Origin of the sequence: Pseudomonas sp. DP-17 (genome assembly GCF_022380625.1) — a bacterium.
GTDB classification, from domain to species: Bacteria; Pseudomonadota; Gammaproteobacteria; order Pseudomonadales; family Pseudomonadaceae; genus Pseudomonas; species Pseudomonas nitroreducens_A.
The window spans coordinates 43,292-56,446 of sequence record NZ_JAKSXG010000007.1 but is presented as its reverse complement, the minus strand read 5'-3'; the positions used below and the strand labels follow the sequence as shown (position 1 = coordinate 56,446).

Sequence of the window (13,155 nt, the reverse complement as noted above, 5' to 3'; positions counted from 1 at the left end):
CATGAGCAAGACCGTCATCGTTACCGGCGCCTCCAGCGGCCTCGGCTTCGCCATCGCCCGCGCCTACCTGGAACGCGGCTACAACGTGGTCGGCAACGCGCGCACCCAGGCCCGCCTGGAGCAAGCCGCCACCCGGCTGGGCAATCCGTCCAGCTTCCTCGCCGTCGCCGGCGACATCGCCAAACCGGACACCGCCAGACGCCTGTTCGACCAGGCCATCGAAGCCTTCGGCCGAGTGGACATCCTGATCAACAATGCCGGCATCTTCATTCCCAAACCGGTCACTGATTACACCGAGGAAGAAGTCAATGCCATCGTGGGTACCAACCTGATGGGCTTCTTCTACCCTTCGCAGGCAGCCGCCCGGCACATGGCGGCCAACGGCTCGGGGCACATCATCAGCATTACCGCATCCATTGCGATGCAACCCAACGTGAAGGTCCCGGCGTTGCTGCCGGTGTTGATCAAGGGCGGCCTGAACAGCGCCGTGCGCGGCCTCGCCCTGGAGCTGGCAGCCTCCAACGTGCAGGTCAACGCCGTGGCGCCGGGGATCATCGAAACCCCTTTGCACGCCAGTGACGAGGGCACCCACGCCTTCCTGCGCGGCCTGTCCCCCAGTGGCAGGATCGGCAACCCGCAGGATATCGTCGACGCGGTGCTCTACCTGACCGACTCGACCTTCGTCAGCGGAAGCGTCCTCAACGTCGACGGCGGTTCCACCACTGGCGTCTGGTAACCCCGCTCAATCCCCCAACGGAGAACCGCCATGCCCTACGTGAACATCCAGGTCACCGACGAAGGCGTCACCGCCGACGAGCGCCGCCAGCTCATCGAAGGCGTCACCGAACTGCTGGAACGTGTCCTGCGCAAACCGCCCGCGAGCACTTTCGTGGTGATCCAGGAAATCCCCACCGACAGTTGGGGCGTGGGTGGCGAGACCGTCAAGGCGCTACGTGCCAGGGAAAAATCCAGGACTTGAGGCAGCGGGCACGCCGGGGGTTCGCATGGGCTCCCGGCGCTTGCCATGCACCAAGCTGGTGCTGATAGGATCGGGAGCCTACCCGCTCCCATCGACAGCCGAGGCAAGGAATGCTCGCCGCGCTCAAGCGTTATCCGCTACAGGTCAACCTGCTGCTAGCCGGCACCTTCCTGCTCACCCTGGGCCGGGCCATCACCCTGCCCTTCCTGGTGATCTACCTTTCGACCCGGTTCGTCCTGCCCGTCAGTCGCATTGGCCTGATCCTCGGCGGCGCGCTGTTTGGAGGCTCGCTGCTGAGCCTCTACGGCGGTTTCCTGATCGACCGGATGCCCGGTTTCCGACTGATCCTCGGCTTCGGCACCTGCTTCGTCGCCGCCTTCGCCGGCATGCTGCTGAGCACGCAGCTTTGGCTGTTCTTCCTGTTCCTGCTGGGCTTCAACTTTGCCTATTCCGTCACCGACGTGGTGGTGAAGACCATTTTCGGACGCCTGCTGCCGGCCGGCGAACAGGGCCGCGCCTTCTCCATCCGCTATACGCTGATCAATCTCGCCTATGCCATCGGCCCCTTCATCGGCGCTGCGCTGGCGCATTGGAGCCAGCACCTGCCTTTCGTGCTCTCGGCGTGCCTGGGTGCCCTCTTCCTGCTGGCTTTTGCGCGCTACGGCGACCGCGGCATGCGCCCGGCCGAAGGCGTGGCACCGCCCTCGTTCATCGCGGTGATGGGTGTGCTGGCGAAGGACCACCGGCTGATGTACTTCACCCTTGGCGGCGTGTTGACCGCCGTGGTGTTCGGCCAGTTTTCCGCCTATCTCTCGCAGTACCTGGTGGCCACCGGCACTGCGGAATACGCCTACCAGGTGATCCAGACCCTGCTCGGGGTCAACGCGGTGACCGTGATCGCCCTGCAGTACCTGCTCGGCAAGCGCATCGGCAATGAGCACCTGCAGCGCTGGCTGATCGTCGGCCTGGGGCTGTTCGTGCTCGGCATCGTCGGTTTCGGCCTGTCCCACAGCCTCTGGCACTGGGGCCTGGCGATGGTGGTGTTCACCCTGGGCGAAATCATCGTGATCCCCGCCGAGTACATGTTCATCGACCGCATCGCGCCGCCGCACCTGCGCGGCGTCTACTACGGCACGCAGAACCTGGCCAATCTCGGCGGCGCCTTCGGGCCGATCCTGGTGGGCGGTTTCCTCGCCCTGTTCGCGCCGCACTGGGTATTCGTCATGCTCGGCGCCTTCATCATCGGCGGCGGGGTGTTCTATGTGCTCGGCTCCGCGTTGAGCGAACGGCAGGCACGGGGTGCTTGACCTCAAGTCCACTTGAACCGGGATGCTGCTTCCATCGACTTACCCGAAGGAAACAGCCATGCCCCACTCCCTCACGCTTCTGCTGCACATCGCCGGCATCGGCATTGGCGCCACCCTGCTGATGGATGGCTGGACCGTCCTGCGCAAGCACCTGCTCGGCGTCCCCTCACTGGATTACGCCCTGCTCGGGCGCTGGATCGGCCACATGCCGCGCGGGCAGTTTCGTCATGCACCCATCGGCAAGGCGGCCCCTGTCGCCGGCGAGCGCGCGCTGGGCTGGCTCGCCCACTACCTGACCGGCCTGCTGTTCGCCCTGGCACTGGTCGCCGTCGATGCCCCTTGGCGTTGCCACCCTACGCTGGCGCCCGCCCTGCTGTTCGGCCTGGCCACCGTGGTGCTTCCCTTCTTCGTCATGCAACCGGCGTTCGGCCTGGGTATCGCCGCTGCGAACAGCACCAACCCAGCGAAGGCACGCCTGCACAGCCTGCTCACCCACCTGGTGTTCGGTATCGGCCTGTACCTCGCCGCCTGCCTGCTCGCCCCGACCCTGTGCGGGGCCTGAGCTGGGCTACCCTTCTCTGCGGGAAACGAACACAGGACCGCAGGGATGAGCCGCATCGTCGTCGCCGATCCACAGCCCTTCATCCGCGAGGCGCTACGCCAGCGCCTGGCGCAGGCCGGCCACGAAGTGGTCGGCGAAACCGGCGATGGCCGCGAAGCACTGGCCCTGGTGCAACGCCTGCACCCGGACCTGCTGCTGCTCGACCTGGAGCTGCCCCGCCTGGGGGGCCTGGAGCTCCTGCGCAGGCTGCGCAGCGACAAAGCGCGGCTGAAGACCCTGGTATTCACCCAACTGTCCGGCGCGCACTACCACGAGCTGAGCCAGCAGGCCGGTGCCTGTGGCTACGTGCACAAGGGTGATCTGCCAGCGGAGCTGGACGAAGCGGTGAAGCTGGTACTCAGCGGCCGCAAGATCTTTCCCGCGGGACACAACGGCGTTGCCGGCGAGGGGCTTCCACTCGGAGAAGCCATCACACCGCGCGAGCTGACCGTGCTGCAGTACCTGGCCCAGGGCTACCGGATCAAGGACATCGCCGACGAACTGGCGATCAGCGACCGCACGGTGAGCACCTACAAGACCCGCCTGCTGGAGAAGACCCGGACCGATTCACTGATCGATCTTGTCGCCGCCGCGCAAGTGCGCGGCCTGCTCAGCGATCAGCAGGTCCAATACCTCACACGGCAGTCCGCAGCGGCGACCGACAAGGCACAGGACATCGAACAGCTGCTGCAGCTGCTGCCCAATGGGGCCAGCCTGTGGAGCGTCGACGGCGTCCTGCTGGCCTGCAATCAGCGCTACGCCGACCTGCATGGCCACAGCCAGGCCGAGCTGGTCGGCCTGCCGTTTTCGCAGATGAACCTGGTGGACCCGCAGCAGATCGCCCGCAGCCATCGAGAGTTTCTCGAAGGAGCCACCAGCGGCTTGCCATTCTCCCTGGTGGCCTCCGGCAAGATCGAAGGTGAAACGCGAATCTACCGCCTGATCGGGCTGCCGATCCATGAAGACGACGGCTCGATGGTCGGTGTGTTCTGCTACTACGTAGACATCACCGACAACGAACACTTCGTCGAGCGCCTGCAGGAAGCCAAGGTTTACCTGGAGTCGCTGTTCGCCAGCCGGGCGGCGTACCTGCTGGCCTCCGGGCATGAGTTGCTGCGCGATCTTAAGGCCATCTCCCGCCTGTTTGCCGGGTTCCAGGCGAAGCACCCGGCCGACGCCAGCCTGGAAGCGCTGCCCCTGCACCTGACGAAGATGCGCGAGACGATCGAGGTGCTGGTGGAACTGATCGAACTGGACAGGGGCACCCCGCTGACGATGCCCCGACCGGACGAGCTCAACCATCTGACCCGCGAGGCCCTGGGCGCCTGCGATCCGCAACCGTCATTCCAGGCAGACCCGGAGGATCGCTGGGCCTGGATCGACCCGAGCCGCTACCGGCGCCTGCTCGTCGTGCTGCTGCGCGGCCTGCACAGGGCGCAATTGCCCGCTGTGGCGATCAGCGCCCAGGGCTGCGCGTTACCCCAGGCCGAAGTCGAGTGGCGACTGACCATTCGCAGTGCCCGGGGAGAGCCGGTGCAACCGCAGCTGGCGGCACTGGTCGACCAGGCACGGATCCAGTTGGCGCAACGCCTGTGCCGCCTGCTGCATGGCGAGCTGAAACTGGGAAGCGAGACCGAGCCGGACCTCGTCGCCTTGATCCAGCTCAAGCTTCCCAAAGGAAACACCCGCCACTAGTGCTTCCACTACAACCCAATCAGGCCCCCACGATGGGAGCCCCCGAGCGCCGGCCGGATGCTCGCTCCATAGCCTTTGCCATGGAGCTGCATCATGAAGAACCCCAAATGCCCGACCTCATCCACCCCGGCGGACTTCATTCTCACGCGGCTGCGCCGCTCGCACCTGGCGCAGGCCATCAGCCTGGTACTGGCCAGCCTGTTCAGCCTGCGGGTGATCGAGGCCGAAGCCGAAGACAGCGTCACCCAGAGCGACAACGACGACCTCAACCTGCCCTCCGAGGCGGGTACGGTTTTCCAGCCGGCCCCCTCCTCCTACCTTGACCTCGCCCTGCAGGCCGCTCGCCAGGCCCCCGCGCGCTTCGCCAGCCGCGCCCTGCTCGGCAGCCCGCCGCCGATCAGCGTCAACCTGGCCGGCGGCGTTGGCGTCACGACCGGCGTCCTTGCCGATACCACGGTGAAGCTGGGTGCCAGCGACACCACAGGAGTGAAGACCAGCGGCGATGTCAGCTTCAGCCAGGGCCGTATCGAGACCAGCGCCATCACCGCTGCAACGGCCAAGGGCCAGACCGGCGCCAGGGTCTCCTCGGGCGACACACTGATCCTCAGCGGCAGCAGCATCGTCCTCGACCCGAAAACCACCACCAGCGCCGCCATCACCACCAACGACCTCACCGGCCTGCGCGTGGACGCCAATGGCACGGCTCGCCTGAGCGATACCCAGGTGCAGATCGGCGGCGGCGCCAAGGGCAACAACAACCGGGGAATCATCGTCAGCCAGGGCCAGTTGGAGATGAGCGGCGGCTCCGTCAGCACGCTGTCCTGGGGAGCGACCGGCATCGCCCTGGAGCAAGGCGCCCAGGCCCGACTGGATGACGTAGCCGTCAGCACCTCCGGCGCCCGCAGCACCGCCAGCGGCGGCGCCCACGGCATCCAGCTGGGCGGCGGCAGCTCGCTGGCCGCCGACGGCATCCGCGTGGATACCAGCGGTGGCTCGGCCTACGCCCTGCGCATCGACGGCGGCTCGACGGCGGCACTCGCGGACAGCGACCTGAGCACCGCCGGTGGAAACGGCCACGGCGTGCTGGCCGATGGCGCGACCGTCGACCTCCACGGCGGCAGCATCACCACCTCCGGCAAGGGCTCGGTCGGCGTCTGGGCACGCAATGGCGCACAGGTGAGCCTGGCCGGCGACACTCGTATTCACACCCGCGGTGCGGCGGTCTCCACCGCCAGCCCTGTGGATGGCGAGAAGCCCCTGAGTCTCAGCCACGGCCTGCTGGCCGGCGGCAGCGGCACCCTCATCGATGCCCGGGGGCTGACCCTCGACATCGCCGCCGGCAGCGCCAGCGCCGCACGTAGCGAGGACGGCGCCCGGATCAGCCTGGATGCGGCCGACATCAGCGCCAGCGGCGGCGCCACCAGCACCACCACGACAGCCGCCCTGCATGCCCTGTCCGGCAGCCGGATCGAGCTTTCCAACTCCTCCCTCGCCGTGACCGGCGCCAACGTCGGTGGCGCTCGCGCCGAGGGCAGCGGCAGCCAGGTACGGATGAGCCACAGCCAGGCCTCGGTCAGCGGTGCCGGCAGCGTCCTGAATCCCGCCGCCGGCGCACGCGCCATGGACGGCGGCAGCGTGGTGCTCGACCACGCCACCCTGCAGGTCCATGGCCTGACCTACGGCCACGGCGTCTCCATCGAAGGCACCGGCTCCCACGGCGACATCAGCCACTCCACGGTCAGCGTCGACGGCAACCGCTCCATCGGCCTCAATATCAGCGGTGGCGCCAGCGCCACGGTGGATGCCAGCAGCTTCTCGGTGGATGCCCAGGCCGGCGCCGTCGGCCCCTGGTCGCCGGGGGTGCTGGTGGACGGAGCAGGTTCCAGCCTGCAGATGACCGGCAGCGACGTGCTTACCACGCCCAAAACCAGCTACGGCGTGCAGGTGCGCGAAGGTGCCGACGCCAGCCTGGCCAACGGCAGCATCACCACCCACGGCAACTACTCCACCGCCCTGGCCGCCGGCAGCTCGTCCAGTGCCGCGCCGGGCTCGTCCCTCACCGCCAGCAACCTGACCGTCGCCACCCACGGCAACGACAACGCCATGGGCATAGTCGCCGACCTGGGCGCCAGGGTGGTCGTCCACGGCGGCTCGGTCACCACCACCGGCAACGGCTCGCCGACCCCAGGCAACCTGACCTTTCCCCACGCCCTGGCCGCGCGCAATCCCGGCGCCCTGCTGGTGGCCGACGGCACCAGCGTGCTGACGCAAGGCTCGCAGGCCTACGGCGCCGCCGTGGACGACGGTGGCAGCATGCTCCTCGACAACCTGAGCGTGCGGACCGAAGGCGAATACTCGGTCGGTCTATACGCCGGCATCGGCTCCGCCAAGCCCGGTGCGGTGGGCCTGTCGGCCAGCCACGTCACCGTGCAGACCACGGGGGACCATGCCAGCGGCGCCCTGGTCAGTCGCCAGTACAAGGACGAGACCGCCCAACTGGACCTGAGCGACAGCAGTATCGCCACCCAGGGCATCGCCTCACACGGCCTGCGCGCCGAGTCCGGTGGCGCACTGAGTGCGACCAACAGCGCCGTCAGCACCGGGGGCGAACAGGCTGTGGGGGTGTTCGCCAACAACAGCGCCACCGCCCGCCTGGATAGCGTGAGCGTGAATACCCGGGGCGACTTCGGTCATGGCGTGGTGGCCCGCCAGGGCGGCAGCGTCGGTGCCGAGTCTGTCGTGGTAGCCGCTCATGGCGGCCAATCGGCAGCGCTCTACGTGCAAGGCACCGATACGCTGCCCGGGCAGGTGCGCATGGACCACGCCACGCTGAGCAACCGCGACGGCGGCACCATCGCCACCGCCGGCGTCGCGGACATCGCCCTGAGCCACAGCCTCGCTGGCGGCAGTGGCCAATGGCTGAACGTGGACAGCTCGGTGGCCAGCGATGGCAGCAGCATTCCGGACATGGGCACTGGCCAGTGGCAAGGCATCGGCACCCGCCAGGACGCAGCCGGTCAGGCGCGCCTGGATCTGTCGTCATCCGTGGTCACCGGCACGGCGAAGACCGCCAGCGGCGCCCACTCCGACGTCACCCTGCGCGACACCAGCCTCTGGCAGCTCACCGGCGACTCCAACCTCAGTAGCCTGCACAACGACTCCAGCCTGATCGACTTCAGTTCCGATGGCGGCTACAAGCGGCTCACCGCCAACGACTATCACGGCGCCAACGGCACCCTTGCCCTGAATACCTACCTGTACAAGGACGACTCGCCATCCGACCAGTTGGTGATCGATGGCGGCAAGGCCACCGGCGAGAGCAACCTGCGCATCAAGAACGCCGGCGGCCCCGGCGCGCTGACCGAAGGTAATGGCATCAAGGTCGTGGATGCAGTGAATGGCGGCACCACCGGGACCGAGGCCTTCCGGCTGCTCAACCGGGTCAAGGCCGGCCCGTATGAGTACACGCTGCATCGCTCAAGCCTCGACGACAGCAACGGCGAGGCCTGGTACCTGCGCTCGACGGCGGACGCCAGGCCAGTCGATCCGGTGGACCCAGTCGATCCAGTCGACCCAGTCGACCCGGCAGACCCGGTAGACCCGGTAGACCCGGTAGACCCAGTGTCGCCCACTGACCCGGTTACCCCGGTTACACCAGACACGCCTGCGCCCACACCGCAGGTGCCCAACTACCGGGCCGAAACCTCGCTGTACAGCGCGCTCCCCGCCATGGCGCTGAACTACAGCCGCGCCCTGGTCGACACCCTGCACGAGCGCGTGGGCGAGGAACGGCGCAACGCCACCGACCCTCTCCCCAGCGAAGAAACCGACACCTACGGCCCGTCCCTGGGCTGGGGCCGGCTGATCCACCAGAAGGGCAAGGACAGCCTGCCCGGCGGCGCCGACTACGGCTACCGCATTCAGGCCTTCCAGGTCGGCGCCGACCTCTACCGCAACGAGGACACCGACGGCAGCACCGACCAGGCTGGCCTCTCGCTGCAGGCCGGCCGCATCAAGGGCAGCGTGGACCACACCGATGGCCAGGACGCCGGCGACGATACCCTGCGCTCCTACGGCCTGGGCGGCTACTGGACGCACTTCGGGCCCAAGGGCTGGTACCTCGATGGCGTACTGCAATACAACCGCTTCGACATGCAGGCCCGCGCCAACGACGCCGGCTCGCTGAAAACCCGAGGCCACGGCATCACCGCCTCGCTGGAAGCCGGCTACCCGTTCAAACTCAACCGCGACAAGACCCTGCATCTGGAGCCGCAGGCCCAATTGATCGCCAGCCGCCTGAAACTCGACGACGCCCATGACGATGCCGCCGATGTCCGCTTCGAAGACGTCGATTCCCTGACCGGCCGGTTGGGCGTGCGGATCGACAAGGACTGGTTCCGCACGGACGACAAGGGGCAGATCCATCGCACCAACGCCTGGGTACGGCCCAGCGTCTGGCACGAGTTCAAGGGCCAGGCCAAGACCGAGTTCTCCTCGGCCAACGGCTACATCCCCTTCGGCACCGACATGGACGGCACCTGGGGCGAACTCAACCTGGGCGTGGACTACCAGCTCAACGAACGCACCAGCGTCAACGGATCGCTGGGATATCAGAAATCGTTCGATGGTGAAGGCCGCAGCTACGAAGGCATCCTCGGCATCAAGGTGAAATTCTGACCCTCAGGCATCGACCGACGCAGCGCCCCCGGGGCGCTGCGTCGCTTTTTTCATTTCCCCCAAGGAGAATCTCATGCAACACGCGAACAGCCGTATCCTGCGCGCCGTACGTACCACCTCGTTCAACAACGAAGTCGCCGCCGAACTGCTGCGCGAATTGGGTTCCTGCAACGTCACCGACGAACAGGCCCGACGCATTCGCTGCGCCGCCCGGCAACTGCTGCTGGACGCCGATTCGCTGGAAGGCGTCTGGAGAAAACTGAACGCCCAGTAGGATGGGTGGAGCGAAGCGATAGCCATGCGGTCAGCGCAGCCAATGAAACGATGGGCATCGCTCCGACAGGTCAAGGCGCCGGGGGCAGCTCCGCAGGGCGCATAACGCGCCAGCGTTATCCGCCGGATGACAGCCGGCGGATAACCTGTTCCAGGTTATCCGCCCTACGCTGCGCTGGGGACGCCGAGGCTCAGGCGTGTTGCGCGCCAGCCCGCTTGAGCAACTGCTTGCAGCGCTCGGACAGATGCACCACGCGCAGATGCTTACCGGCTTTGCTGTAGCGCTCGCGCAAGGTCATCAAGGCAGCGATGGCCGAGTAATCGACGAAGCTCAGGTGCGCGCAATCCAGGGTCACCTGTGGCGGATCATTCGCCGGGTCGAACTGGTTGAGGAACGGCGTGGTGGACGCGAAGAACAGCGTGCCATGGACGCGGTAGAGCTTGCTGCCATCGGTTTCGTCGTGGATATCCGCGTACAGCTCGCGGGCATGCTTCCAGGCGAAATCCAGCGCCGCGAGGATGATGCCGCAGAACACCGCCACGGCCAGGTCCGTCGCCACCGTGATGGCGGTCACCGCGACTATCACCAGCACATCACTCAACGGCACCTTGTTCAGCACCCGCAGCGAAGCCCAGGCGAAAGTCTGCTGCGACACCACGAACATCACCCCTACCAGCGCCGCCAGCGGGATGCGCTCGATCAGCGGCGAGAGGAACAGCACGAAGAGCAGGATCATCACCCCGGCCACCACGCCGGACAGCCGGCCACGACCGCCGGAGCTGAGGTTGATCACCGTCTGCCCGATCATTGCGCAGCCGCCCATGCCGCCGAACAGCCCGGAAACGATGTTGGCGCCGCCCAGCACCACGCACTCGCGGTCCGGGAAGCCACGGGTCTCGGTGATCTCGTCGGTGAGGTTGAGCGTCAGCAGGGTTTCCAGGATGCCGACCATCGCCATGAGGAAGGCGTAGGGCGCGATGATCCGCAGGGTTTCCAGGTTCCAGGGAATGTCCGGCAGCGCGAACGGCGGCAGGCCACCAGCAATATGCGCCATGTCGCCCAGGGTGCGCGTCGGCAGCCCGAGCAGGTACACCGCCAGGCCGACGCCGAGGATCGCCACAAGCGCCGGCGGCACCGCGCGGGTCAGCTTCGGCAGCCCATAGACCACCGCCATGGTCAGCGCCACCAGGCCCAGCATCACGTACAGCGGGTTGCCGCTGAGCCAGCGCTCGCCGTCCTTGAAGTGTTCGAGTTGGGCCATGGCGATGACGATGGCCAGGCCATTGACGAAGCCCAGCATCACCGGGTGCGGCACCATGCGCACCAGCTTGCCCAGGCGCAGCAGGCCGAACAGGATCATCACCACCCCGCCCAGCAACACCGTGGCCAGCAGGTACTGCACGCTGTGCTGCACCACCAGCGCGACTATCACCACCGCCATCGAACCGGCGGCGCCGGACACCATGCCGGGACGGCCGCCGAACAGCGCGGTCAGGGTGCAGAGGATGAAGGCGCCGTAGAGGCCCATCAGCGGGTTGAGGTGGGCGACCAGGGCGAAGGCGATGCACTCGGGCACCAGCGCGAAGGACGTGGTCAGTCCGGCCAGGACATCGGCACGCAAGCGGGCGGGTTTCATTTTTCTACTCGGAACGGGGACTGCGAAGGGGCGGCAATGGTACGGAAAACCACTTCCAGCCACCACCCGCTAATCCCGCATGGAAGTGCGTCAGGCCTTGGCGGGCGCTGCTGCGCCGTTCAGGAACAGCTGCTCCAGCACGGTCGCCGAACTGGAGCTGGCCGCGCGGCCGCGCCGCTCCGCATCGACCATGCCGTAGATCATCGAAAGGAAGAGTTCGGTGAACACCGCCGCCGTCACGTCGATGCGCAGCACGCCGGATTGCTGGCCGCGGAGGAAGAAGGCATCCAGCGCATCACTGTAGGACTTCCAGCGACCGTCCAGGCACGGGTCAAGGCTGTCGGGGCTGTACTGGAACATCAGGAAGACCAGCACTTCGCGATGCGTCAGGTGCTCCTGGATCAACTTGCGCAACGCCATCAGCGGCTCGGCGCTCTCCAGCTCGCAGTTGCTGACGACCTGATTGAGCACACGCTCGCCGTAACTCATGAGCATTTCCACCAGATTGTCGCGGGTGCCGCAGAAGCGGTGCAGCGTCGCCTTGCTCACCCCCGCCGCTTCCGCCAGCTCCTTCAGCGTCGCCCGAGGGCGGTCGACGATGGCGACGGCCAGCGCCTTGAGCAGACGTTCATCGTGGGCGGAGAGAGTCATTCGGGGGCCTCGTGTCAGGTGGCGGATCGTCTCATTGTGCAGAAAAAGGCCTCTCTTTTGAAAGGTCATGACACATTTTATACACCACAGAAGCAAATGAGACATTATTGACTCATTTCGGATTTAAAAGGATCATACGCCCCTTTCCAGATAGACAGACCCCGGGTGAAACATGGGCAGGTTGCGTGCAGTAGGGACAATCAGTGCGTTGGTGGCAGCGCTGGCGCTGGCGGGTTGCGGAGAATCCGGCGAACCCCAGGCGGCCGCCGAAACGGCACGCCCGGTGGACGTGGTAGCGGTGGCAACCGAACCGCTCACCCTGACCTCGGAGTTGCCGGGGCGTATCGAGCCGATGCGCGTCGCCGAAGTCCGTGCGCGGGTAGCAGGCATCGTGATGCAGAAGCGCTTCGAGGAAGGCGCCGACGTCAAGGCCGGCGACCTGCTGTTCCAGATCGACCCGGCGCCGCTCAAGGCTGCCGTGTCCCGCGCCGAAGGCGAGCTGGCGCGTGCCCAGGCGGCGCAGCAGGAAGCCCAGGCACGGGTAAAGCGCTACGAGCCTCTGGTGAAGATCGAAGCCGTCAGCCAGCAGGACTTCGACACCGCCACCGCCGACCTGCGCAGCGCCCAGGCGTCGGTACGCTCCGCCCAGGCGGACCTGGAAACCGCACGCCTGAACCTGGGCTATGCCTCGGTCAAGGCGCCGATATCCGGGCGCATCGGCCGCGCGCTGGTGACCGAGGGCGCCCTGGTCGGCCAGGGCGACGCCACGCTGATGGCGCGCATCCAGCAGCTCGACCCGATCTACGCCGACTTCACCCAGCCGGTGGCCGATGCGCTGCGCCTGCGTGAGGCGCTGAAGAGCGGCAACCTCCCCGCCGGCCAGAGCCAGGCCCTGAGCCTGCGCGTCGAAGGCACCGAGTACGAGCGAAAAGGCGAACTGCTGTTTACCGATATCTCGGTGGACCGCGGCACCGGCCAGGTCTCGCTGCGCGGCAGGTTCGACAACGCCGATGGTCTGCTGCTGCCGGGCATGTACGTGCGCGTCACCGCCCCGCAAGGCACCGACGCCAAGGCCATTCTGGTGCCGCAACGCGCCGTGCAGCGCGCCACCGACGGCACCGCCCACGTGCTGGTGATCGGCGCCGACAGCCGCGTCGAGACCCGCCAGGTGCAGACCGGCGCCATGCAGGGCTCGCGCTGGCAGATCAACCAGGGCCTGGCCAGCGGCGACCAGGTCATCGTCGGTGGCCTCACCGGCCTGCAGCCGGGTGCCAAGGTCGAAGCCCGTCACGCCCAGGAGCAACAGCAGGCGTCGCGCCAATAAGGCGAGGACCG

The 13,155-nt window shown here is 67.0% G+C and carries 10 protein-coding genes; 8 read left to right on the top strand and 2 right to left on the bottom strand.

Features of this window, described 5'->3' with window-relative positions:
• Position 1 precedes the first annotated feature (1 nt).
• From MJ122_RS12580 to MJ122_RS12550, 7 genes are all read left to right on the top strand, one after another.
• A complete protein-coding gene (locus MJ122_RS12580; RefSeq protein WP_239744402.1) occupies positions 2–736 on the top strand; it encodes an SDR family oxidoreductase in 735 nt (244 codons plus the stop codon).
• A gap of 30 nt (positions 737–766) precedes the next feature.
• The gene (locus tag MJ122_RS12575; protein ID WP_239744401.1) at positions 767–979 is read left to right on the top strand and encodes a 4-oxalocrotonate tautomerase family protein; all 213 of its coding nucleotides are present in this window, start codon (positions 767–769) and stop codon (positions 977–979) included.
• 110 nt (positions 980–1,089) lie between these two features.
• Positions 1,090–2,286: an MFS transporter gene (locus tag MJ122_RS12570; RefSeq protein ID WP_239744400.1), complete on the top strand. Its 1,197-nt coding sequence runs from the start codon at positions 1,090–1,092 to the stop codon at positions 2,284–2,286.
• A 58-nt stretch (positions 2,287–2,344) separates the two neighbouring features.
• The gene (locus tag MJ122_RS12565; protein ID WP_239744399.1) at positions 2,345–2,848 is read left to right on the top strand and encodes a DUF2938 domain-containing protein; all 504 of its coding nucleotides are present in this window, start codon (positions 2,345–2,347) and stop codon (positions 2,846–2,848) included.
• A 45-nt stretch (positions 2,849–2,893) separates the two neighbouring features.
• On the top strand, positions 2,894–4,582 hold the full coding sequence (locus tag MJ122_RS12560; protein ID WP_239744398.1) for a response regulator: 1,689 nt from the start codon (positions 2,894–2,896) through the stop codon (positions 4,580–4,582).
• Between the two features lie 93 nt (positions 4,583–4,675).
• Positions 4,676–9,259: an autotransporter outer membrane beta-barrel domain-containing protein gene (locus tag MJ122_RS12555; protein WP_239744397.1), complete on the top strand. Its 4,584-nt coding sequence runs from the start codon at positions 4,676–4,678 to the stop codon at positions 9,257–9,259.
• Between the two features lie 73 nt (positions 9,260–9,332).
• Positions 9,333–9,533 carry a hypothetical protein gene (locus MJ122_RS12550; RefSeq protein ID WP_088417066.1) on the top strand — a complete coding sequence of 67 codons (201 nt, stop codon included), beginning with the start codon at positions 9,333–9,335 and terminating at the stop codon, positions 9,531–9,533.
• A 190-nt stretch (positions 9,534–9,723) separates the two neighbouring features.
• Here the strand turns inward: MJ122_RS12550 and MJ122_RS12545 are convergent, their stop codons facing one another.
• Complete coding sequence (locus tag MJ122_RS12545) at positions 9,724–11,169, bottom strand: SulP family inorganic anion transporter (RefSeq protein WP_239744396.1); 1,446 nt, start codon at positions 11,167–11,169, stop codon at positions 9,724–9,726.
• 90 nt (positions 11,170–11,259) lie between these two features.
• Positions 11,260–11,820 (bottom strand): TetR/AcrR family transcriptional regulator, encoded by a 561-nt coding sequence (locus MJ122_RS12540; RefSeq protein WP_239744395.1) that lies wholly within the window; start codon positions 11,818–11,820, stop codon positions 11,260–11,262.
• Positions 11,821–11,992: 172 nt separating this feature from the next.
• Here MJ122_RS12540 and MJ122_RS12535 point away from each other — a divergent pair, with 172 nt between their 5' ends.
• Entirely contained in the window at positions 11,993–13,144 is a 1,152-nt protein-coding gene (locus MJ122_RS12535) for a MexC family multidrug efflux RND transporter periplasmic adaptor subunit (protein WP_239744394.1), read from the top strand.
• Positions 13,145–13,155 lie beyond the last annotated feature (11 nt).

Bases quoted from the DNA above. Each gene is read 5' to 3' on its own strand.
- MJ122_RS12580 (WP_239744402.1), top strand. From the start codon at position 2: ATGAGCAAGACCGTCATCGTTACCGGCGCCTCCAGCGGCCTCGGCTTC.
- MJ122_RS12575 (WP_239744401.1), top strand. From the start codon at position 767: ATGCCCTACGTGAACATCCAGGTCACCGACGAAGGCGTCACCGCCGAC.
- MJ122_RS12570 (WP_239744400.1), top strand. From the start codon at position 1,090: ATGCTCGCCGCGCTCAAGCGTTATCCGCTACAGGTCAACCTGCTGCTA.
- MJ122_RS12565 (WP_239744399.1), top strand. From the start codon at position 2,345: ATGCCCCACTCCCTCACGCTTCTGCTGCACATCGCCGGCATCGGCATT.
- MJ122_RS12560 (WP_239744398.1), top strand. From the start codon at position 2,894: ATGAGCCGCATCGTCGTCGCCGATCCACAGCCCTTCATCCGCGAGGCG.
- MJ122_RS12555 (WP_239744397.1), top strand. From the start codon at position 4,676: ATGAAGAACCCCAAATGCCCGACCTCATCCACCCCGGCGGACTTCATT.
- MJ122_RS12550 (WP_088417066.1), top strand. From the start codon at position 9,333: ATGCAACACGCGAACAGCCGTATCCTGCGCGCCGTACGTACCACCTCG.
- MJ122_RS12545 (WP_239744396.1), bottom strand. From the start codon at position 11,169: ATGAAACCCGCCCGCTTGCGTGCCGATGTCCTGGCCGGACTGACCACG.
- MJ122_RS12540 (WP_239744395.1), bottom strand. From the start codon at position 11,820: ATGACTCTCTCCGCCCACGATGAACGTCTGCTCAAGGCGCTGGCCGTC.
- MJ122_RS12535 (WP_239744394.1), top strand. From the start codon at position 11,993: ATGGGCAGGTTGCGTGCAGTAGGGACAATCAGTGCGTTGGTGGCAGCG.